Here is a 22,608-nt window from a genome sequence, read left to right on the forward strand (position 1 = left end):
TTAATTTTCAGAGATTTTAACGCTTAAATTTAAAAATAAAATTAAAATTTAAGGGCATTTTATGCAAATGAGATAAATTAACCCGTTTTTTAATCATCCTTTAAATTTACCTTTGATCTTGCAAGCGAACTGGCTCTTCAAAGCTCTCGTTATCATCTGTGTAGCCATTTTCGTCAAAATTTTCATCATTGCTTCTTTTTTTACCATTTGGCGTGATGATGAGATCTTTTAGCCTTGCCCTACCATCATCCATCACCATCAAAACAGCAACAGTATCCACATCTTGATCCATCATCTCTCGCTCAGTTTGCTTTGCCTTTTTAGTTGGCATGTAAAACTCTTCGATGCCATATTTTACAAATAAATATCCATCAAATTTGCCAGCTAAGAAAAGAACGTCTTTTGGCTTAGTAAAGCTAAATTTATCAAAAGCGTAAGTGGCATTAGCATCTTGCTTTAAAATGGCGTAAATTTCATCATTTTTTGAGATATTTCTATCATATATATATATCTCAACGCCAGTTTTTTCATCAAATTTAGACTGCTGCAGATTTGAAAAATCTGAAAAATCATAGCTCAAGCTCACGTAGTTTCCGCGAAAGAGATCCCTTGGATCGTAGAGATTTACCCTCACTTTTACCTCTTTTCCAAGGTAAAGTGGCATGAGCGCGTATGCAAGCATCGCAATTATTAGTAAAATTTGAAAGATTATAGCTAGTATTAGTGATCTTATCTTCATTTTGTACGTCCTTTTTTAGCAGCAACTGCGAGCACGACGAAGGCAAAGATGATAAATAGCGCCGTAGCCCCTAAATAATCGCCTATTAGCTCAAAGTATCTAACCACAGCAACTAAGAATATCATGCATAGTCCAAACGTTAGCTCGCCATTTTTGATAAGCACGGCTGCAACGATGATGTTTGCTAGCGAGAAGAAGATATTTGCATATCCCATGCCCAAGCTAAAGACAAATGGCAACGCAAAGAGTATCAAGCCAAGAAGCAGGCCGCTTTTGTTTTTTTCTTTGAAAAATAGCGCAATGCTAGCGATGCCAAATACGGCAAAAACCTTGCCAAAACTGCTATAAAAAAATGCTTTTGCAAACCAAAATTTATCTTCTTCTAGCTCGTAGATATCGCCATTTGCATAAGCTATCAGGCAAACGATCAAGATAACGATGCCAAGATACTTGCCAAAGCCTTTTACAAGGTGCGCCAGCCTATCTCTAAAGCCAGCTAACGTGCTAAAGAGCGCGACAAGTAAAAGCGCGTATGAGAGCGACAAAGTAGCAGCCATCGGCGCTCTAAACATAAGATCATAGCCATAAAATTCATTAAACCCGCTGATCCTAGCGCAAAGCGAAACGATGTAGAAAAATATATCCGCTAGAAGCACAATCGCAAGAAAAATAGAGTCACTTTTATAAAGCGTGTAGGCGCCAAGGACTATAAAGACGATAAATTCATAAGCAAACTCGCCGCCCGTGCCCTTTAAAACAAACCAGATCGTCGCAAAAACAAGGCTTTGAGCCACTAGCAGACCCTTTTTGCTAGCAAAAGAGAGAGCCATAGCTCCAATGCTCCAGAGCAAAACTCCGCCACTTGGCTCGTCGCTAATATTATAAATTTGAGCGATAAGCGCTATGGCAGCTCCGTAGCAGAAATTTCCCAAAAAGAGCGTGGCTGTGCCAAGCTTATCTTTGTCTTTTTTAAGATAATAAACTCCGCCAAAATTTAAAAGAGCAAGCACTCCAAAGATGATGACAAGGCGTCCCATCCTTGGTATCTCCTCCCAGTAAGCTCCAACAAGGGTAAAAAATGCCAGCGCGAAAAAGAGATAAGCAACCAACTTTAAGATAAAGCTAGTCTTTTCGCTATGAGCGTTTATATCTATATCATATAAATTTGCTATCTTTAAAGCGGTGGCCTTATCGACCACATCCTCTTTTTGCCAGCGATCTAGCTCTTTGGCTAGAAAATTTCTATTGTAAAAATTCATCTTTCATTCTCTTTAAATGACATTTTTTTGTGGCTAATGATAGCATACAAGTGCCAAAAATGCTAGAACAAAAATAAAGCAAAAAAGGGAGAAATTTAAAAAGCCAAAAAACTTGGGCGGGCTTTTGCAAATTTAGCTTTAGCCAAAGCCCAAGTAAAAAACAAACGGTCATCAAACTTTCGCCACAAAAAAGATATCAGGCACGCAAGAAATAGCAAAACCCAATAACAATTTGCAAAAATGGATCACAAAAACTGCTAAAAACTACCAAAAAGACAAAATAAGACAAGCTCTGCAGCCAAGAGAGCGCTGCTAACTATTTACAAAAAACCTAAATTTAAGAGCCAAAAAAGCTTTTAGCTTAAAATTTAGGCACAGCGGCCTTTGTAAGTTTAGAAAACTTAACACCCTTTAAGCCAGCAATCCTGTCAGCAAAGCGCTCTATCTTGCTAGCCTCACCTCTTATCGAGATCGTTTCTAAGCAGTTGTGGTGATCGACATGAACGTGATTTGTGCAGATGATCTTCACATCAGAGTCATGCTCGATATCCATTTTTTTATTCACCAAATCGTTGTGATGATGCACATAAATGAGCGTCAAAACCCCAATCAACTCCTCGTTAGCGTCCTTCCAGCTGTCGCTTACGATCTTTTCACGGATCAAATCCCTTGTAAATTCACTCCTAGAAGCGTAGCCTTGTTCGCTAACTTTTCTATCTAGTTCGTCTAGTAATTGACTAGGCAAAGAAACACTAAAACGTATAACACTATCCATTTTTTGCTCCTTTCTCGTTTGATTACCGTTTATAATCATTATACATCACTTATTAGAAAATGTGGATAAATAATAATAAATTTGCCCTAAATTTACGTTAGAATCGTTACTGCAGAATTTTTTATTGATATAAAATTTCAAATTTGCTTCAGTAAATTTTTTGTAAATAAGCTCAAGCAAAGTCTTATTTTGAAAAACTCCACCGCTTAGCAAAATCTCTTTTTTCTCATTTTTAGAAATTTCAAAAATAATATCAGCCATGCCATTTATAAATGCCGTTGCAGCCACTCTTGGCTCATCTTTTAAAGCACTTTTAAAGGCCTCTTTAAAGCCGATAACTCCGTCATTTAGGCTAAATTTGTAACACACATCTAAATTTTTATCATAAAGCGCCTCAAGCCTCATACCACTCTCGCCCTCAAAACTCGAGTGAGAAATGCCACATATTATCGCACCAAATGCGTCAAATATCCTACCAACCGAGCTAGTTTTTACTAAATTTAGCCCCTTTTGCTCCATCATCTTGAAATTTCGAAGCACCTTTTCATCAAAATTTACTAAAAATTTACGCCCTTCGTCCTCAAGCTCATACTTCAAAATAATAGAATAAGCGATGAGATAGATATTTTTTATGCTATTTTCGCCGCCAAATAAGCTAAATTCATCAAAGTGATAAACTCTCTCGTAACTCTTTTTATCCAGCCTAAAGACCTCGCCACCCCAAATTTTGCCGTCCTTCCCGTATCCAGTGCCGTCAAAACAAAAGCCAAGATACTCTTTGTCTGGCAAATCATTTTCAAAGACAACACTTAGCAAGTGCGCGTAGTGATGCTGCAAATGAACTAGCTCAAAGCCCTGATCCTTCGCCCATTTTGTATTTAAAAAATTTGGATGCAAATCGGCTATGACCTTATCTATTTTTAGATCATAAGTCGTTTCAAAAAGGGTGAAAATATCCTTAAACCTATCAAAAGTCGCCACATTTTTTAGATCGCCGATATATGGACTAACTATCAAAAGCCCGTCTTTGTAGATGCAAAATGAGCTTTTTAGCTCCGCTCCAAGGGCTAAAAATGTCCCTTTTTGCTTGAAATTTGTATGGATGAAATTTGGATTTAGCCCACGGCTTGTCCTTGTAAAAATCACTTCATCGCCAACGCAAAACGCGATACTATCATCACTTGGCGAGTAAATTTCGCGGTCGTGATCAAGGTAAAAGTCTATGACATCACCTAGTTTTTCTCTTAGCTCGCTCTCATCTTTTATCACAACCTCGCCTGAGATGTTTGCGCTAGTTGCGATGATGTCGTGCTCTAAATAATCAAATAGTAAAAGATGTATGCCACTAAATGCGAGCATGACGCCAAGCTTATTTAAATTTGGCGCGACGCTTTTTGCGATATTTGAGCCGTTTTTTGCTTCAAGCAGGACGATAGGCTTTAAATTTGAGCTAAGAAGCTTCGCCTCTGCGTCTGAAATTTGCGCTATTTTTCTAGCGTTTTGCAAATTTTTACTCATCAGCGCAAAGGGCTTGCTTGGGCGGTGTTTTCTAGCTCTTAGCTCGCAAACTGCGGCTTCATTTGTCGCGTCACAAACCAGATGAAAGCCACCAAGCCCTTTAATGGCTAAAATTTTACCCTCGTTTATGAGCCTAGCCGCCTCTTTGGCTGCTTCGTTCTCGCTAGCTAAGACTTTGCCAAATTTATCTTTTAGATATAGCTTTGGCCCGCAGTTTGGGCAAGAGATCGGCTCTGCATGGTAGCGGCGGTTAAGCGGGTCTTTATACTCGCTCTCACAAAACTCGCACATCTTAAACTCATTCATCGTCGTATTTACCCTGTCGTAAGGCAATGCTTTGATGATAGAAAATCTCGGTCCGCAGTTGGTGCAGTTTATAAATGGGTATTTGTAGCGTGGATTTGTAGGGTCATAAAACTCGCGCAAGCAGTCATCGCAAAGTGCGTAATCAGGCAAAATGGGCGCTTGCTTGGTAGCCGACTTTGAGGCTACGATCTCAAGTTTTTTATAAATTTTATCTATCTTAAATTTATGCAGTTCATCGATCCTAGCAAGGGCTGGTAGTTTCTCATAAAGCTCTTTTTCAAAAGCCAAAAAGCTGGCCTCTTCGCCGCTAAAATTTAGCTTCACGCCCTCATCATCGTTGTAAATTTCGCCAATAAGCTTAAATTTGTCCGCCAAAGTATAGACAAAAGGTCTAAAACCAACGCCTTGAACTAAGCCTTTGATCTCATATCTAAAGCTTGATCTCAACGCCAAATCCGGGGTCAAAATTTGTTTTTATATTTGGGTTTAGGTGCTTTTTTATCAAGTTGCTAACTACCTTATTATAAAATAAATCCCCGCTTAAAGTAACATTTTTGATGTTAAATTTATCTCGTTTTTCATAGCTAAAATCGCTCAGAAAATGTGCCAAAGACTCGGTGCAACCAAAGCTGATATTCTTCTCTCCAGCGCCAGCAAGGATAAATGAAATGATACTTTTTACAAACTTAACCCCGTCTAAACCAAAGTCATCTTTCATTTTGTAATCTATCCTAACGCCCTTTTGACCGCTAAAATCGCTTGCCATAAGGAGAAAATTCTCCCCTGCTTTTTTAAACTCACTGCTTAAGCCAAGCAAGCGTCCAGCTATGCAAAATAGCGAGAAAAAGCTAGCATTTGAGCTAAATTTACCGCTTGGCAGGGCGTGCTCTTTACTAAAGTTTTCAAGTAGCCTTTTGCCGCCATCCTCAGCCCTTATGAGCTCATAAATTTCTTCAAAGCTGCTAAATTTTGGTAAAAATAGAAGCTGCGTTTTGCTTGATTTTGAAAGCAGGCAAATTTCATCATCGCCAAATTTGCTAAATTTAAGCCCCAAAGCCACTTCGCCAAAACTCTCAAGCTCAAATTCCTCATCTTTTGTGTAAAAAAATGGGCTTAAAAGAGCGCTATTTTCAAGCAAAATTAGCCTTAAAAGGGCGTTTTTTTGCTCCTTTACAGTAACGCTTAAAAAGCTAAAGCCATCTTGATTTAGCTGCTCGCAAAGGGCGTAAAGAAAAAGGTCATTTGGCGCCATCACGTCAAAAAATAGCGGTGCGTCCTCGTGGTTTTGCCTGTAAATGGCTGTCGTTTTTAGTGCCAAAAGTGGCTTTTCAAAGCTAGCAAGCGCGATCTGCGCCCTATCATCGGCGATGAAAATTTTAGGTAGCTGTTTTAAATTTACAGGCATCAAGAAATTTGCATCAAATTTCACCCCAAGAGAAATTTCATATAAATTTTCATCTTGCTCTACGCAAATGCCCTTGCCGTTTTTTAATAAATTTAGGCAGGCTTTTAGCTTTTCATTAAAATTATCAAGCGTTATCTCGCCATCAAATTTACTCAAAGCAAGCACGCCACTTTCATTTAAAATAGCCTTGCCATTAGCCAAAAATGCCGCCGCTTGAGATGGGCTAAGCGTGCCAAATTTTATCTTTTTAATTTCACTTTCCTCGTCAAGCTCATCTGCCACATCGACCTCGCTATGCTTTATAAAAAGGCTATAGGGCAAGATGACGCTTGCTCTGTCTGCTAGGGCGCTAAGCTCATTGGCAGAGCCACTTACTTTTAGGCAAATTTGATCATTTTTACAGCTTATGGAGTGTCTAAACTCCCCAGCTAATGAGCGTAAAAATGGCGCCAAAAAGGCTGGGTCTTTAAAGCAGTCAAATTTAAAAGCAAGTATCATTTTAAACCTTTTTTGGCGTAGTCATCGAGGGTGTCATTTAAGGTGAAATTTGCCACCTTTTCGCACTTAAAATCAAGCTCTTTTAAGTGATCAAGTAGCGTTTTTTCTAGGATGTTAGAAGCTTTTATCACTTCATCTGAGAGGCTAAAATTTGATGACTCTATGCGGCTAGGCACGATGCCTAAGATTTTGGTTGTCGGTCTATCGCCTGCAAGCTCCATTAGATGAAGGGTTTGAAGCATCTCGATCTCGTGAGCCGAGCCGTCCCAGCTGATAAAATTTGGCACGTTTAGAAAATCAAAAAAATAAACATCGCCCACGCTTGCGCCATTTGCGCTAATGCAATCAACGACAATAAGATAGTCAAATTCGCTTATAATGTGAGTTAGAGCGAGGGCTAAAGTGCCCCCGTCCATTAGAATAAGCTCGTTTTTAGAGCTTGTAAATTTATAGTTTTTAGCCATCAAATTTACAAAATGAACACCTATGCCCTCATCAGCAAACATCACGTTGCCAATGCCAAGAACAAGCACTCTCATCAGTGTTCTTTTACAAATTTATAGCCACTAATGATGGCGTCCATCGCTCCATTTTTGCCTTTAACGGCGTTAAATATCGCCATATAAACGTGAATTGGCACAAATATCATGATAATCCACATGCAAATTCTATGTATCGTTCTAACATTTGCTAGTCCGCCCATAAGCTCTTCAAAGTATCTTGCTGGCTCGTAGATCGCTCCGCCAAGTCCCTCGTGATAAACGTGAGCGTAAAGCACTAGACCAGTTAGGCAAATGAGCGCCAAGATGACGTAAAAGAAAAAGTATGAGGCAAACTGCAATGGGTTATAAACGCCCCTTAAATGCGGGTGCGGCCCCATAAAGATGTAGTACTTTATCTGCGCTATCCAAACTTTTGGACTTAAAAAGTCAAGCACACTCATCCACTCTTTTTTGCTGTGTTTATCAAAGACAAATAGATAAAATTTAAAGATAAACGCCGCTATTAGCACAAAGCCAGCGACCTGGTGCGCCAAACGCCACTTTGCTTGCATGAAATTTGTAGGCTCGCTCGTGATCTCTGGGCTCATAAAGACATAAGAGATGTAGTAGCCGCTCACAACCAAAAGCGTGATAGCTACAAATCTAATCCAGTGTGTCAGCCTAACGCCGATGGAGAATTCATATTCGCTGATCCTGTCAGGATTTTTATGTGACATCTTTTCTCCTTACAAATTTGGATTTATCTTATAAGTACTCAAATCATTTCCCTTCGTGTCCATAACATGCACGGCACACGCGATGCAAGGGTCGTAAGAGTGAATTTTTCGTATTATCTCAAGTGGTTTTGAAAGATCAGCGATCTTCATACCAACTAAGCACGCCTCATAGCTGCCCATTTGACCTTTGGCGTCTTTTGGAGAGGCGTTCCAAGTGCTTGGCACGACTGCTTGCCAGTTTGAGATGACGCCATCTTTTATGCGGCACCAGTGGCTTAACGCGCCTCTTGGAGCGTTGCCTTGAAAATTTCCTTTATATTCTTTTTTGTTATCTATTACATATTTTGTGCAGGTCTCTTGATCTGTCTTTAAATTTTCGATTAAGGCATTAAATGCGTCCATCGTGTGCTCTGCGACAACTTTTGCTTCAAGCATACGAGCAGCAGTTCTGCCTAGAGTTGAAAAGACTGCACTTAGTGGCAAGCCACTCTTTGATAAGAACTCATCAACTACCTTTTTAATTCTCTCGTTGCCTTTAGCGTAGTTTATGACGATGCTTGCGATCGGTCCTACTTGCATAGGCATGCCGTCATATCTTGGCGCTTTGATCCAGCTATATTTGCCCTTTGTGTCAAAAAGCTTGCTATGAGCTAGCTTGCCCTCGCCGTCTATGCTCTCGCCATCAACAAGGCCTGTGTAGTTTGCCTCTGTCTCGCCGTCATAAGGGTGAAGCGCTTTGTCATTTTTATACCAAGCTCTTGTCGCCTCTTCTGTGATCTTATCTTCATCTATGTCATAGACCTTGCTAAGATCGCCATTTAAGATGATGCCACCTTTAAATAGATGGTCATTTTTGCCTATCAAAAACTCATCGTAGCAGAATAAATTTGATACGCCAACATCGTTTAGAACGCTTGGCTCGTTTGCATAAGCCTTAGCCGCCATCAAAATGTCTGGATAGTAAGCTCTATCTACAAATTCTTTGATCTCAGCAAATTTGCTCATATATTCGCCCATTCTAGCTGGATCCATAAGGTCCATCACACAGGTCACGCCGCCAACTGTTAGGCTTTGTGGGTGTGGGTTTTTCGCGCCAAAGATAGCCATCATCTGAGCTGCTGTTCTTTGGATTCTAAGGCACTCAAGATAGTGAGAGAGGACGATTAAATTTTGCTCTGGAGTAAATTTATATGTGCTATGTCCCCAGTATGCGTTGGCAAATGGTCCAAGGTTGCCCTTTTTAACAAAGGCTTCAACCCTCTCTTTTACCTCTTTTAGCTTGTCAGCTCCCGTAGCAAATGGCGTGCTTGTGTATTTAAACGCCTCTTCGCTAGCTTTATGCACGTCTGCGCTTAATGCAGAGACGACGTCCGCCCAGTCAAGGCCGTGGAGCTGATAAAAGTGCACGATGTGATCGTGAAGATAGAGGGCTGCGTTCATAAGCGTTCTAGTTAGTTCTGCGTTTAGCGGTGGCTTGATACCAAGTGCATCTTCGACAGCTACAATGCCTGCACGGTAGTGTGAATATGTGCAAACGCCACAAATTCTTTGCATGAAAAAGCCAGCGTCCCTTGGGTCTCTATTTTTTACTATCTGCTCTAAGCCTCTCCAAAGAGTTGAGCCAGAGTAAGCCTCCTTTACAACGTTGTTTTCATCAACTACAACTTCTATTCTTAAATGCCCCTCGATACGTGTTATAGGGTCTATTACTATTCTTTTTTCGCTCATTTTTTCGCCTTATTCTTTATCTTTACTCATACAAGCTAGTGCAGCGTGAGCTGCTATGCCAACGCCAGCAAGTGCTAAAATGCCAATGCCGATCTTATCACTTACATTATCAGCGCCAAGCCCCAAAACAGTGTCAAATAGTCTATCAGCCATCGGCTCTTCAAATGGCCCCATCGTATCCCAGAAGTCTGGCTCAGAGCAGCCTATACAGCCGTGACCTGCTTGAACTGGCCATGATGTGTGTTGATTAAATCTCTCGCGTGAGCAGTTGTTAAATGTATATGGACCTTTACAGCCTACTTTGTATAAGCAGTAGCCATTTTTTGCGCCCTCGTCGCCAAAGCTTTGGACAAATTCGCCTGCGTCAAAGCGGCCACGTCTTTCGCAAAGATCGTGAATTCTTAAGCCGTAAGCCCATTTTGGTCTGTTATAAACATCAAGTGCAGGCAAAGTGCCAAATAGCAAGTAGTGAAGCACGTTGCCAACGATGTTTTTCTCACTTGGAGGGCATCCTGGCACATTTATGACTGGCTTATCAGTCACTTTTGAAAGACCGACAGAATTTGTTGGATTTGGCTTAGCTGCTTGGATACCGCCAAAGCTAGAACAGGTGCCAATAGCAAAGATAGCAGCTGCATTAGCAGAGGCATTTACGGCGTGAGTTTTGCCGCTTGTGCCGTGAGGTCCGACTGTTAAAAAGTGCTCAGTAGCTCCTGTTGGCACGCCACCCTCAACTAGCAAGATATATCTGCCTTTATATTTTTCTATCGCATGCTCTAAATTTTCTTCAGCCTGCCAGCCAGCAGCTGCCATGATAGTTTCGTGGTATTCAAGGCTTATGTAGTCAAATATAAGGCTATCTATACTTGGAGCGTCAGTTCTTAGTAGGCCCTCGCTACAGCCAGTGCATTCTGCCATGTGAAGCCATATCACAGGGAGCCTATCGCTTAGCTCAGCAGCACGAGCAACCATCGGTGTCATCGCGCTTGGCAATGCCATAAAAGCTGTCATCGCACCAGCCCACTTCATAAAATCACGCCTAGTAAAGCCCTTATCTTTTAAAAGCTGCGCAATACTAGTGTCATTTTTCATCTTAGGCAATGCACTAAGTTCGCTTAAGCGTCTATTGATCTTTTGACGCAAGTCATTATTCATATAAGCTCCTTCATTTGAAATTTGTTTATTTTGTATCTTATCTTTTTTAAAGAAGACAAATATTATTTTATTCTATTAATAATTATATTTAAATAAATTTTAAAATAAAATTTTAAACGCCTTGTTATCAATAATCTTAAAATATGCTAAAAAATAATATTTAGTGAGAATTTATCCCATTTTTACAAACTGCTAAAGAAAAAAGATATTTTTCTGAAAGTAAATATCAATTCAAATTTTTAATAATTTTTAAAAAATATAATTTAGTATATTTAAGAAGAATGGGCTTTGAAGTATAAATTTTTAAAAGCCTAAATGGGTTAAATTTAGGCTTTTAAATTTGCATTAAAATGGCCAGATAGCCTCCATAAGCCTTGTGCCCCAAGGTTTTTTAGTTGATTTGTCTAGCTCGCCCTCAGTTTTATACAAAATTTTGGCGTCAGCTATGTATTTTGAGTCGATTTCGTTGTTTTGCGAGATGTCGTAAGGTCTGATGACGCCACTTACTTGCATGATCTGTTTTTCGCCGTTTATAAGTAGCTCGCGGCTGCCCTCGATGAAGTAGTTGCCGTTGTTTAAGATCTTGATGATCCTAGCTGAGATGGTTGCGGTAAATTTCTCGCTTCTGTTGCTAGTGCCACTACCTGTAAATTTATTGCCGCCACCTGCTTTAAAGCCGATGTCACCGTATTTGTTTAGATTATCAGCCACGGTTGAGAGCGGTGCGGCTCCAGCTGTGAAAACGCCACCGCCAAGCGAAATGGTGCTATCTTTGTTGGTGCTTTTGCTGCCGCTTGAAATTTGACTTGCATTTTCTGAGATGACGATGGTTACGATGTCATTTACATTCATCGCCTTTCTATCTGAAAAAAGAGGATTTTCGCCCTTGCCAAAGAGACTGCCGGCGTTGCTTTGACCGCTGCCACTATCTTTTGAAGGGAGTTGTTCGACATAAACTGGAGGTTTCATATTGATGTGAGGATCTGCACTTGGGGTGCAACCTGTGTAAAAAATGCCCGCAAATGTGACGAGCCAAATCTTTTTATAGTTCATAAAATGCCTTAAAATAAGTATCTTTGTGCTAAGATTAAGCAATTTAAGTTCCCAAAAAGGTCACAAAATGAAAAGTTGTTACATTTTTTCAGACAAAAATCTAGCATATTTGCAGGAAATTATAGCTACAAAATTCAAAAAAGTTGAGATCTTTAAGATAACTCCAGACGAAAACGACAAAAAAAATCTAATAAATTTAAATGAAAAGGAGTTTTTTTTAAAATTTATAGATAAATTTGAAGAGCTAAAGGAGAGAAGCGACTTTGTCATAGTCGTTGGCTGTGAGGGCTTTAGCGTCTTTGGCAAGAGCGAGCTAAATTTAAAGCTAGCTAGAAATTTAAACGCGCCTGTTTTTGACGAAAACGCAAGCGAGCTAAAGGCGCTAAATTTAAACTCAAAGCTTCTAATAACTGATAAATTTGATGAAATTTTAAGCTATGAGCACGAGATCATCACGCCATTTAAATTTCAAAGCTTGCTTCTAAAAAGAGCTAAAGCGGCAAACAAAACCGTCGTTTTGCCTGAAAGTGATGATGAGAGAATTTTAAAAGCAGCTCACATCGTGCTAGAAAAAGGTGCGGCAAATATCATCTTGCTAGGCCTTGAGAGTGAAATTTCAAAAAAGGCAGCCACTTTGGGGCTAAATTTAAGCAAAGCCAAAGTGCTAAACCCAGCACAAAATGAGCTAACAGACAAATTTGCAAAGAAAATTTATGAGCTAAGAAAGCATAAAGGAATGGATGAAGACAAGGCAAACGCGCTTGCAAAAGATAAAATTTACTTTGCCACGATGATAATACATGAAGGCATAGCAGATGCCTTGGTAAGTGGCGCTACGATGAGTACGGCTGATACGATCCGCCCAGCCCTTCAGATCATAAAAACAAAGCCAAATGTAAGCGTGGTAAGCGGGGCATTTTTCATGGCGCTTGAAGAAGAAATTTCACTCTTTGCAGACTGCGCCGTCACGCCAAATCCAAGCGCAGACGAGCTAGCTAGCATCACGCTAAGTAGCGCTCAAACAGCAAGTGCCTTTGGACTTAATCCAAAGATCGCCATGCTAAGCTACTCAACAGCTGATAGTGGCAGCGGGGCCGATGTGGAGTTTGTAAAAGAGGCTGCCAAAAAAGCAAGCGAGCTTGATGCAAATTTAAAAATAGCTGCACCAATTCAGTTTGACGCGGCAGTTGATCTAAGCGTGGCTAGCAAAAAGATGCCAAATTCTGATGTGGCTGGGCAGGCAAATGTATTTATATTTCCAAATTTAAACTGCGGAAACATCTGCTACAAAGCAGTTCAGCGAAGTGCAAATGCCCTAGCGGTGGGTCCTATCCTTCAAGGGCTAAAAAAGCCAGTAAATGACCTAAGCCGTGGCTGCCTCGTCGAAGACGTGGTAAATACCATCTTAATAAGCGCGATACAAGCAGGAGAGTGATATGAGAATTTTAGTTTTAAACTCAGGTAGCAGCTCGATAAAATTTCAGCTTTTTGAAATGCAGACAAAAACAAGCCTAGCAAGCGGTCTAGTCGAGCAAATCGGCAGCTCTAGCTCAAGGGCGGTGCTAAAGGCAAATGGCGAAGTTTATGAGATAAAACGCTTCATAAAAGACCACCACGACGGACTTGAAGCGATGAACGAACTCTTTACCACCTCGCATACGCTGCACGATCTAAGCGAGCTTGACGGCATCGGACACAGGATAGTGCATGGCGGCGAGAGCTTTTTTAGCTCGATGATCGTTGATGAAAGCGTCATCAAAAAGATCGAGGAGATAAGCCCACTAGCCCCACTTCACAACCCAGGGCACCTTGCTGGCATCAAAAACGCGATGAAAGAGAGCAAAAATGTGCCTCACGTGGTCGTTTTTGACACAGTGTTTCATCAAAGCATGCCAGAGTACGCCTACCGCTATGCCCTACCCTACGACGTTTGCAAGACTCATCACATCAGAAAATACGGCTTTCATGGCACTTCGCACAGATATGTCTGCAAGCAAGCGGCAAAAATGCTTGGCATAGAGTTTGATAAATTTAACGCTATCTCGCTTCATCTAGGCAACGGCGCCTCAGCTTGTGCTGTGCAAAATGGCAAAAGCATCGACACTTCGATGGGTCTTAGCCCACTTGAAGGGCTCATAATGGGCACAAGAAGCGGCGATATGGACCCAGCCGTGGTCATCTATCTGCTAAATATCGGCGTTTTAAAGTGGAACGAGATCGATAATTTTTTAAACAAAAAGAGCGGACTTTTTGGAATTTGTGGCTCAAGCGACATGAGAGAGGTCGTAGCTAAGATGCAAAACGACGAGCGCGCAAAGCTTGCATTTGAGATGTTTTGCTACCGAGTGAAAAAGTATATCGGCTCATACTACGCCATTTTAGGGCGTGTTGATGCGCTCATATTTACTGGCGGTATCGGCGAAAATGCGCCAAACACAAGGCAAAAAATTTGTGATGATCTAAAGCATCTTGGTATCCACATCAACCACGAGCTAAATTTCTCAAACGAGCGAGGCGAGAGGTGCATAGATGAAGAAGGCGCTAAGATAAAAACGCTCATCATCCCAACCAACGAAGAGCTTGAGATCGCCATAGAGACAGCCAGAGTGATAAAAGAGAGAACGCTTTAAGCATGAAATTCCCGCTTGACTGCAAAGATAGTTTTGAAAACTCATTTATATTTTGGCTAACTCGCTATGTCAAATTTAAACTTAGCTCGCTTTCAAACAAGGAGCTAAGAGATCCAAAGGCGCTTGCAAGTGTAAATTTCGCCCTAAGCCGCGAGATAAAAAACATAGAGCAGCTTGATGGGCTGGTAAAAAGCGCTAGAAATGCAGGACTAACTGGCATAAATACCTACTTTAATCCGCTTAAAAAGATATACGAGACGATGAAATTTTATGAGCTTAGCAGCCTAAAGCAGATCGATGAAGAGTTGCTAAGTGAAATTTTAGCAAGCACGACTGGCGGACTAAGTGATGCGAGCAAGAAAAACTACAGAATTTCAGTGATAAATTTCTTTGCCTTTTTAGACAAACAAAACGAAGAAGACGGCAAGGCTCATGTTTTTGATATAAATTTAAAAAACTGGGGCGGCGTTAGTGGCAACAAAGGGCAAAAACTGCCTGAGTTTATGGGCGAAGAGGAGGTTAAGAAATTTCTTGATGCGATCGAGCAGAGCGACTTTAAGCAAAACTCAAACCGCAATAAGCTCATCATAAAAATCATCATCTTTACTGGCATTCGTGTGAGCGAGGCGCTAAATTTAAAGAGAAAAGATATCACTGAAGATGGTGATCTTTTTATCATTAGAATTCGTGGCAAAGGCAACAAATACCGCATCGTAATGATAAAGCGCCACCTCATAGAAGCGCACCTAGACGCGATCGCGATAAACTACATCAATAAAGAGGGCTATCTTTTTATAAATAAAAAAGGCACGAGGCTCACACAAGCTTATGTTAGCCGTATCGTGGAGCAAATTTTATTTAAAGCTGGTATCAGAAAAGAGAAAAACGGCGCTCACATGCTGCGCCACACCTTTGCAACGATGCTTTATAAAAAGCAAAAAGACCTTGTGCTCGTGCAAGAAGCTCTTGGGCATGCAAGCCTAAATACCTCACGAATTTACACGCACTTTGATAGTGACAAGCTAAAACTAGCTGCCAAAGTGGCTGAGGACTTGGCAAATGAGTAAATTTAAATCAAATTGTATAGATTATTGGGAGAGAAAATGAACGCAAATTCTATCATTTCGTTATTACAAGACAAGCTACCAAAGGACTTTGCCCTGCTAAAAATGCTAGAAAATAAACTAGACGCACTTGATGAGAAAAGGCTTGATGAGCTGGCGCAAAAGATACCGATCTTAAATTTAAAGTCGCCTATCTTTGTCTTTTGGGTGGGGAGCTTCATCTTTGGTGCGCTTGGCGTAAAGCACTTTATGACGAGGCAAATTTAGCTTAAAGCCCAAGCAATCCAAAGGCAAACGCCTATACACTCTCAACTTTATAACGAGGCAAATTTGGCTTGGAGCGCTAAAACTAGCCATTTTTTTAGCCAATGCCGTCCTTTTTATTTTCATAATCAGTGCGACACCTAACCCAGTTGCAAACGTTACAAACGAATATCTGCAAAATACCATTAGACTAATCGGAGTAAATACCTTTATAGCTGGTATCTTGGGCGTTGTCATACCCATTTGATAATTGCCTATCTTTCTAATCAGCAGTGCCGTAAGAAAGCAAATTTAGAAAAAAATTTAAAAGCTATAGACAAGCAAGCTCAAAAACTACTTTGCCTCGCGATATAAAATTTAAAACCCCTGCTTATATAACGCAAGATGTGGCTTGCCTTTATGCCTCTTTTGTATTAGCCGCTTTCAAAAAGGCGGCAAGACATTGAGCTTTTTAAATTTAAAATTTTAAATTTGATATGAAATTTAACCTGCTCGCAAAGTCAAATTTGACTATTTTTTTGCCTTTTGCTCTTCTAAATTTTCCATAGTCTTATTTGCCTCTTGCTCTTTAAACTCTTCAAAAAGCTCATCATACCTAGCCTTAGCATTTTCGTATACGCCAGATGGCAAGGTGATATTTAGATCGTCCTTTAGGCTTATGACGTCATCGCAGGCGTTTTGATAGCCAAGGTCGCAGCTTTTCATAAAATAGCTCACGCTAAGCTCGATATTTGAGTGCTTTTTTAGATCACTATCCATCTGCTCGTTTATCTCTTCATTTACAAACATATCGCCCAAAGCCTCGCACGAAAGCACATCTTTTTGCTCACAACCATCGTAAAAAATTTCATACGCAGTTGCGTAGTCTCCGGCGCTTCTAGCCTCATTGCCCCTGTCGTAGTCATCGATGTCAAAGCTAGAAGCTAAGCTTAAGATTAGAGCTAAAAAAACTATCTTTTTCATATAAAACTCGGTGCGTCGTTTGAAAATAGTATAAGATCGCCAGCATGCGTGTTTTGGGCTAAAATTTCTTGCATTTTGTTCTTGTCCTTTAGGATGATGATCTTTGGCTTTACGATATGTTTTAGTAAAGTTTGCGCGTTTAGCGAGCTTGTGATGATGACTAGGTCGAAAATTTCATTTATTACCTTGGCCAAATTTGCATTTTGCTCCGCATCGCTCTCAACGATACCAGGCGTTAGCAGCACTTTTCTGCCAGCGTAGGTGCTTACTAGCTCGTAACTTGCGCTCATGCCTGAGAAATTTCCATTGAAGCTATCGTCTATTATCAGCTTGCCGCCAGCCTCGATCTTGCTTAGGCGGTGCTCGACGTTTTTCATCTTAGATAGCGCACTATCTATCGCTTCATCGCTCATTTTTAGGTATCTTGCCACCTTGATGCAAACGGCTAAATTTGTAGCGTTAAATTTACCAAGAAGCGGCGAGGCGTAGTTTTTGCCATCAAGCGTAAATGAAATTCCATCTAAATTTGCATTTATATCTTTTAGGTTCTCATCGTAAATTTCTATATTTTCGCTTGCCTCTTTTTTTGTCGAGCTATGCAAAAATGCCATTTGCAAGCGAGCGCTTTGAAGTGCTTCAAGCTTTGTCGCGCGGATGTTATCAAGCGTTTTAAAGTACTCAATGTGTTGCGCGCCGATCTCGCCAACGATGACGATTTGTGGATTTAGAAATTTAGTGATCTCTAGGATGTCGCCCTTTAGTCTAGCGCCTGCTTCTGCGATGTAAATTTGCGTTTGCTCGCTTAAATTTTCGTTGATATCTTTGATGATGCCAGCCATTGTATTGACGCTGCGTGGCGTTTTATAGCAAACAAGGCTATCTTTTAAAATTTCAAAGAGAAAATTTTTTATGCTCGTTTTGCCGTAGCTTGCGGTGATTAGGATGATCTTTAGCTCTTTGTTTGCGCCAAGTTTTTTAAGTGCCCTGTTTTTAAAGCCTTGAAATTTGATCTTTTCTAAAATTTCACTAAAAAATAGGCTCACGACCAAGACAAAAAGTGGCATAGGAGCCAAAAACGCCTTGTGGATGATGAAATTTAAAGCGTAGTTTAAGATGATAGCGCAAGCAAGGATGGCAAAAAAGTGCTTGATCCTGCCTGTAAAGACTAGCTTTTTATCAAGTTTTTTATGCCAAAGATAAAGAGCTGGCAAAAGCGCAAAGTAAAAATAGATAAAAAACCACTTGCCAGTCGTGTAAAATAGCACCAAAGGCACTATAAAGAAAAAGACGTGCCAAGCGGGCTTTGTGAAGTGAAAGAGCACGCGCTCAGGCCTATATGAAAACCACTGAAAGCAAGTGATCACATAAAAAGCAAGCGCAAAGATAAATAAAACTGTGCTTATGCTTAAAAATATACTCATCTTATCTCCTCGATCCCGCTCTCATCGTCATCTAGCACGACATTTTTTGCTTCATTTGGCTCAAAGTTTATCCCTTTTTCTATCTCGTCGCTTATAAATTTAGCGTGGAGCAAAAAGAAAAAATGATCGCCACCAAGCGGGAAAAATGAGCTATTTTTGATAAGTCTATCTATGCTCTCGCCGCTTGTTACAGGCGTTGCCTTGTCATTTTCTCCCCAAAATATAAAAGCCCTGCCCCCAAAGTCAGCAAAATGCTTTGTAAAATCCTCATCAACGACGTTTTTTAGGGTTTCATACATCACTCTGCTCATGCCGCTCACATCTTTTGTGGCAAAGAGTTTGTAAAATTTACCAAAGCCAAATATCTTTAAAATTTTAAAAATTGCTATCTTTGCTCGCACGATAAATGGCTTTTTGACGACTATACCAGCAGAGCTTAAAAGCACTAGATATGGTGGTTTTAGAAGCGTTGCGACCTTGCCGCCAAAGCTATGTCCTGCGATGATGTCTGGTTTTATACCAAGCTCAGCGCAAAAATTTGCAACGATTTTTGCGTAGTCACTTGTTCTTAAAGGCTTAAAAATGGAGCTTTTGCCAAAGCCTGGCATGTCGATATAGACGTGACAAAACTCGCTTAAATAGTGTCCAAAAGCCTTTTTCATTATCTCTTTGTTTGCGCCCCAGCCATGCAAGAAAAGCACTACTTTTTTACATTTTGGATTTACAACTTCGTAGCTGATCTCGTACTCGTCTGAGCCGTATTTGACTGCCCTACTCGCCATCGTTTTCTCTCTTTTTAGCAGCGTAAATGCTCTCAAGCACGCTTACTGCTTCGCAAAGGCGCTCGTACTCCTCCATATTTAAAAGGACAGCTTCAAATTTATTGTTTTTAACGATGACAGCGCGCTTTAGCTCGCTAGCTCCCACACGAGAAAGGACTGAGCTAAAATTTCTAACCACCTCGGTTGCTGTATAAATTTCATCTTTTGTAAAAGTTACCATTGTCGCTCTTTATGTAAAATTTTACGTAAAATATCACAAACTACTTTATATATCGCTAAATAAACTAGAGCTTGCCGCTACCTTTTACCGAAGTGATCGAGTTTATAAATTTATAATCAATCTTTATCTCACGCTCTTTTGGGAGTGAGTTTGCAAGGGCGTTTAGCGTGCTCTCAAAGTCCTCAAATAGATAGTTTGCAAGGCTTCCTGGGTTTGGATTGATCTCGTTTAGATAGACCTCGTCATCTATCACGAAAAAGTCACATCTAATGATCGCTCCGTCAAATCCACAATCATAAATTTTAGAAAAGTTAAATTTAAGCTTTTGTTTTAGCTCTTCAGAAATTTCCGCCTCTTTTACCTTATTTTCATTTGAAAAACTAAGATATTTTTGCTCGTAGTCAAGAAATTCTTTCTTTTTTGGCTCTTCGACGATAGAAAATTTGATCTTTCCATCGATCTTGCAGCCAGCTAAGTTATACTCTTTGACGCCTTTTATAAAAGGCTCTACCAAAACATCTTTGTCAAATTCAAACGCCACGTCTTTTGCGTAGGCAAGCTCACTATCATCATGCACGACGCTCACGCCGATGCTGCTGCCTAGCCTTGCTGGCTTTAATATAATAGGATAGTGAAATTTTGGCTCGCTTTGTCGAGTTAGCATCTCATAGTCAAGCGCCTTTACACCAGCCTTTTGCGCTAGAAATTTAGTAAGCTCTTTGTTGTAGCTAAGCGCGCTTGCTTCAAGCCTTGGACCTATGTATTTGACCCCGTAAAAGTCAAAAAGTGCCGCTATCTTACCATCTTCGCCGTCCATGCCGTGGATCAAATTTATAACGACGTCACATTCAACTTTGTTTGCGCCAAAAAGTGAGTGCGCGTAAAAGCCGCCCTTTGCTAAAGATAGCTTCTTTGAGTTTTTGTATTTGCCAGAGCTAAAGAAATTTGCCCTCATATCTTTTTGCTCGATCAGGTAAAAGTCCCTATTTGCATCGCAAAATATAAATTTTAGCTCCTGTTTTAGGACGTTTTTTAAAACTATCGCGCTTACTATGCTTATCTCATGCTCAAAACTCTTTGCCCCAAATATCACGCCTAAATTCATCTTTTTTATCCTTATCCTAGTTTTTTAAGTGCCTCTTTTATAAGATCGCTCGTGTTTTCACTCTTACAATCAGGCAAAATTTTCACTATCTTCTCACGCTTAAAGCCAAGCGCTTCAAGTGCCAAAAGCGCCTCATTTTGGTAGCTTGGCACGCTCTCGTCGCTTATAAGCTTAGCATCACTTAGCTCGGCTATTATTCGTCTAGCTGTCTTTGGTCCGATGCCTGGCACGCTTTTAAAGGTGTCTGCGTCACCGCTTATTATGGCGTTTGTAAATGCCTGCGAGCTAAGACTTGAGCAAACCGCCATCGCTGTGCTAGCTCCGATGCCATTTAGCTTGATAAGCATCTCAAACATCTTTTGCTCATTTGCATCTAAAAAGCCGTAGAGTAAATTTGCGTCCTCTCTTATGATCTGCGTTATGGCAAGCTCGGCCTTTTCGCCTTTACTAAGTTTTGCTGAGCAAAAAAGCGAGATAAAAATCCCATAACTTACTCCGCTATTTGTCTTAAGTATGGCAAATGCAGGCTCTTTTTTTGTAACGACGCCTTCGATTGCTTTTATCATCATTTAACCTTTTGTTCCATGAAATTTATATCCGCGTAGTCTTCAAGCTTGTTTGACTTTTTGATCTTGTACTCAACCTCGCCGCCGTTATCAAATTTATCTAGCGTGATGACGTGAGCGGTCTCATTTTGTTTTGAGACGTAGGTGACATTTTGCGGAGGATCGACGATGACAAATCTTATCTCATTGAGCTCGATCCAGTTGCCTCTGTTTATCACTTTGGCTGAAAAGATGCCATTTTGCATGATCTCAAGCTCATCTTTTAGATCAGCCAAAAGCTCTTTTTTCTCTTTAAATATCCTAAGCAAGGTGTTATATTCATTGACTAACCCTTGATACTCTTTTAGCTTTTTCATAAATGTAACTGGCGGTATCACTTTGGCTTTTGAGAGCTCCTCGATCTTAGCTTTTATCGTATAGATCGAGTCTTTGTTCTCGTTGATGACATTTTTCTTGCTCTCTATGTTTTTTAGAAGCGTAGCTAGCTCAGACTTGGTGCTTTCGATCTTACTTAGCTGATCTTGCGTAGCCTCCGCACTTTCTGGCATCTTGCTAGCGTCAATTATAAATTTATTATCAGTGCCTCTTAGGTATCTAACGTCTATTAGATGTGAGGCTGTGATGGTGCAGTTTGAGCCAAGCGTGTCTATCTGGATGTTTTGAGCTGTTATAGAGCCACCAACTACGCTATTTATCTTTACTCTTTTTGCTATGACAGTGCCACCTTCTAGCCTATCTATCTCGACGCTTTCAGCCTCTACCTTGCCGATGTGGATAGAAATTTTGGCGTGTTTGGCGTAAATTTTAGCCTTTTGGTGAGTTTGACCGCCGATATTTACATCGTTTGCCTTGACCATCGCATTTGCGCCGACGTTTCCTTTTACCTCGATCTCATCAGCCTCCACGATGATGCCAGTGCCGATAGCGTCTTTTATAGTGTCAGTCTCGCGAACTACTAAAGTGACGTTTGTGTCGGTGCCTGCTTGGATCGAGCCAGTTGTTTTAAAATTTGCTTCATTTATCTCTATGCGCTCTTCTATGTCAAAAGAGCCGTTTTTCTCGACCACGTAGCCTGCTTTTTTAGCGATATATTTTATACTTTCATCATTTTCTACGCGCTCGATATTTTCGCTTATGCTTATCTCTTTTTCGCTCTCTTCTTTTGGCTTTGCAACCTCTATGAGCTTGCCTCTTACATCGCGTCCATTTGCGCCCTCGTGTGACTTTTTCTCCTCCATTATCACTTCATCTTTTGCCACACCAAAGACAAAGCCTCTATCAGCGTAATCAACCTTATCTTCTTCTTTTATATCATCAAGCTTATCTTTGTAGTAGTAGATGATCTTAGCATCGATCGCTTTTTTAGGGTTGATGCCTTGGGTTAAATTTAGCGTGTAGTCCTTGTCGAGCTCGCCTTTTACGTGGATTATCGAGGCGATTTGCTTTAGCTCCTCTTTTAGCTTGCCGATCCTTATGCCTATTAAAATTTGAGCCTTCATAAGCTGCTTGGCGATGTATTCGTAAAGCTTATCTTCGTAATGCTGCTCGTATTCGCACTCTTTGCTCGCTCTAACCTTTGCGATGACCTTTGTTATGGTTGAATTTACGCCGATGTCGATCTTTGGTAGCTTTGGCGTGGCATTTAGCCTAACGTCAAAAAACTCCACGTCATAGACCTGCTCGATCTCTAGCGTCTCGTCAAGATAAAATGTGTTGTCATCAAAAAAGCTTAAATTTTCTTCAGGGACAAAAACTGGCTCGACGTTGTCTTTATTTTTGTAGTAGGTTAAGATATTTGAGAGTTTGTAATCTATAAATTCTACCGGCACGCTATATTGCTTGCTTAGCTCTTTAAGCGATAGATAAGGCGTTGAAGTTTGAATTTGCGTTGGCGGTAAAAATCTCTCGTTTTCTTGCACGTTCTCGCTCAAATTTGAT

The 22,608-nt window shown here is 40.5% G+C and carries 21 protein-coding genes; 4 read left to right on the plus strand and 17 right to left on the minus strand.

Annotation, left to right across the window (positions count from 1 at the left end; genetic code table 11):
* Nucleotides 1-106 precede the first annotated feature (106 nt).
* The 10 genes from CVT07_RS04860 to flgH form a co-directional block, all read right to left on the minus strand.
* Nucleotides 107-739: a GDYXXLXY domain-containing protein gene (locus CVT07_RS04860; protein ID WP_021087635.1), complete on the minus strand. Its 633-nt coding sequence runs from the start codon at nucleotides 737-739 to the stop codon at nucleotides 107-109.
* On the minus strand, nucleotides 736-1,998 hold the full coding sequence (locus CVT07_RS04865) for a DUF2157 domain-containing protein (protein ID WP_107937568.1): 1,263 nt from the start codon (nucleotides 1,996-1,998) through the stop codon (nucleotides 736-738). Before CVT07_RS04865 ends, CVT07_RS04860 begins: the two co-directional genes overlap by 4 nt.
* 361 nt (nucleotides 1,999-2,359) lie before the next feature.
* Nucleotides 2,360-2,773, minus strand: a complete 414-nt coding sequence (nikR, locus tag CVT07_RS04870) for a nickel-responsive transcriptional regulator NikR (RefSeq protein WP_009293882.1) — start codon at nucleotides 2,771-2,773, stop codon at nucleotides 2,360-2,362.
* A gap of 45 nt (nucleotides 2,774-2,818) precedes the next feature.
* Nucleotides 2,819-5,044, minus strand: a complete 2,226-nt coding sequence (hypF, locus tag CVT07_RS04875) for a carbamoyltransferase HypF (protein ID WP_107937572.1) — start codon at nucleotides 5,042-5,044, stop codon at nucleotides 2,819-2,821.
* Nucleotides 5,028-6,500: a hypothetical protein gene (locus CVT07_RS04880; protein WP_107937574.1), complete on the minus strand. Its 1,473-nt coding sequence runs from the start codon at nucleotides 6,498-6,500 to the stop codon at nucleotides 5,028-5,030. The genes hypF and CVT07_RS04880 overlap by 17 nt, the downstream gene beginning before the upstream one ends.
* The gene (locus CVT07_RS04885; protein ID WP_103632427.1) at nucleotides 6,497-7,039 is read right to left on the minus strand and encodes a HyaD/HybD family hydrogenase maturation endopeptidase; all 543 of its coding nucleotides are present in this window, start codon (nucleotides 7,037-7,039) and stop codon (nucleotides 6,497-6,499) included. The genes CVT07_RS04880 and CVT07_RS04885 overlap by 4 nt, the downstream gene beginning before the upstream one ends.
* Nucleotides 7,039-7,719 (minus strand): Ni/Fe-hydrogenase, b-type cytochrome subunit, encoded by a 681-nt coding sequence (cybH, locus tag CVT07_RS04890; protein WP_107937576.1) that lies wholly within the window; start codon nucleotides 7,717-7,719, stop codon nucleotides 7,039-7,041. Before cybH ends, CVT07_RS04885 begins: the two co-directional genes overlap by 1 nt.
* Before the next feature lie 9 nt (nucleotides 7,720-7,728).
* Entirely contained in the window at nucleotides 7,729-9,447 is a 1,719-nt protein-coding gene (locus tag CVT07_RS04895) for a nickel-dependent hydrogenase large subunit (RefSeq protein ID WP_107937578.1), read from the minus strand.
* Nucleotides 9,448-9,456: 9 nt separating this feature from the next.
* A complete protein-coding gene (locus CVT07_RS04900; RefSeq protein WP_107937580.1) occupies nucleotides 9,457-10,602 on the minus strand; it encodes a hydrogenase small subunit in 1,146 nt (381 codons plus the stop codon).
* 345 nt (nucleotides 10,603-10,947) lie between these two features.
* A complete protein-coding gene (gene flgH / locus CVT07_RS04905) occupies nucleotides 10,948-11,655 on the minus strand; it encodes a flagellar basal body L-ring protein FlgH (RefSeq protein ID WP_002940928.1) in 708 nt (235 codons plus the stop codon).
* Between the two features lie 67 nt (nucleotides 11,656-11,722).
* Here flgH and pta point away from each other — a divergent pair, with 67 nt between their 5' ends.
* From pta to CVT07_RS04925, 4 genes are read left to right on the plus strand one after another with little or no spacing between them, the layout of a single operon-like run.
* The gene (pta, locus tag CVT07_RS04910; RefSeq protein WP_107790694.1) at nucleotides 11,723-13,090 is read left to right on the plus strand and encodes a phosphate acetyltransferase; all 1,368 of its coding nucleotides are present in this window, start codon (nucleotides 11,723-11,725) and stop codon (nucleotides 13,088-13,090) included.
* A 1-nt stretch (nucleotide 13,091) separates the two neighbouring features.
* Nucleotides 13,092-14,285, plus strand: a complete 1,194-nt coding sequence (locus CVT07_RS04915) for an acetate kinase (RefSeq protein ID WP_103621298.1) — start codon at nucleotides 13,092-13,094, stop codon at nucleotides 14,283-14,285.
* A 2-nt stretch (nucleotides 14,286-14,287) separates the two neighbouring features.
* Nucleotides 14,288-15,352 carry a tyrosine-type recombinase/integrase gene (locus tag CVT07_RS04920; protein WP_107937582.1) on the plus strand — a complete coding sequence of 355 codons (1,065 nt, stop codon included), beginning with the start codon at nucleotides 14,288-14,290 and terminating at the stop codon, nucleotides 15,350-15,352.
* A 36-nt stretch (nucleotides 15,353-15,388) separates the two neighbouring features.
* Nucleotides 15,389-15,616, plus strand: coding sequence for a hypothetical protein (locus CVT07_RS04925; protein WP_107937584.1), 228 nt, complete (start codon nucleotides 15,389-15,391; stop codon nucleotides 15,614-15,616).
* Between the two features lie 507 nt (nucleotides 15,617-16,123).
* Here CVT07_RS04925 and CVT07_RS04930 read toward each other — a convergent pair.
* The 7 genes from CVT07_RS04930 to CVT07_RS04960 all read right to left on the minus strand — a co-directional run bounded on the left by CVT07_RS04930 (nucleotide 16,124) and on the right by CVT07_RS04960 (nucleotide 22,601).
* Nucleotides 16,124-16,576, minus strand: a complete 453-nt coding sequence (locus tag CVT07_RS04930) for a hypothetical protein (protein WP_107937586.1) — start codon at nucleotides 16,574-16,576, stop codon at nucleotides 16,124-16,126.
* Nucleotides 16,573-17,997, minus strand: coding sequence for a UDP-N-acetylmuramoyl-tripeptide--D-alanyl-D-alanine ligase (locus CVT07_RS04935; RefSeq protein WP_107937588.1), 1,425 nt, complete (start codon nucleotides 17,995-17,997; stop codon nucleotides 16,573-16,575). Before CVT07_RS04935 ends, CVT07_RS04930 begins: the two co-directional genes overlap by 4 nt.
* Complete coding sequence (locus CVT07_RS04940) at nucleotides 17,994-18,779, minus strand: alpha/beta fold hydrolase (RefSeq protein ID WP_107937590.1); 786 nt, start codon at nucleotides 18,777-18,779, stop codon at nucleotides 17,994-17,996. The genes CVT07_RS04935 and CVT07_RS04940 overlap by 4 nt, the downstream gene beginning before the upstream one ends.
* Nucleotides 18,769-18,999 (minus strand): type II toxin-antitoxin system Phd/YefM family antitoxin, encoded by a 231-nt coding sequence (locus CVT07_RS04945; protein WP_002942153.1) that lies wholly within the window; start codon nucleotides 18,997-18,999, stop codon nucleotides 18,769-18,771. Before CVT07_RS04945 ends, CVT07_RS04940 begins: the two co-directional genes overlap by 11 nt.
* 64 nt (nucleotides 19,000-19,063) lie before the next feature.
* Nucleotides 19,064-20,104, minus strand: a complete 1,041-nt coding sequence (locus CVT07_RS04950; RefSeq protein ID WP_107937592.1) for a D-alanine--D-alanine ligase — start codon at nucleotides 20,102-20,104, stop codon at nucleotides 19,064-19,066.
* Between the two features lie 11 nt (nucleotides 20,105-20,115).
* Entirely contained in the window at nucleotides 20,116-20,670 is a 555-nt protein-coding gene (ruvA, locus tag CVT07_RS04955; protein WP_021087610.1) for a Holliday junction branch migration protein RuvA, read from the minus strand.
* Nucleotides 20,670-22,601 (minus strand): flagellar assembly protein A, encoded by a 1,932-nt coding sequence (locus tag CVT07_RS04960; RefSeq protein ID WP_107937594.1) that lies wholly within the window; start codon nucleotides 22,599-22,601, stop codon nucleotides 20,670-20,672. Before CVT07_RS04960 ends, ruvA begins: the two co-directional genes overlap by 1 nt.
* Between the last annotated feature and the right edge of the window lie 7 nt (nucleotides 22,602-22,608).

Source organism: Campylobacter concisus (assembly GCF_003048875.2).
Taxonomy (GTDB): Bacteria; Campylobacterota; Campylobacteria; order Campylobacterales; family Campylobacteraceae; genus Campylobacter_A; species Campylobacter_A concisus_AU.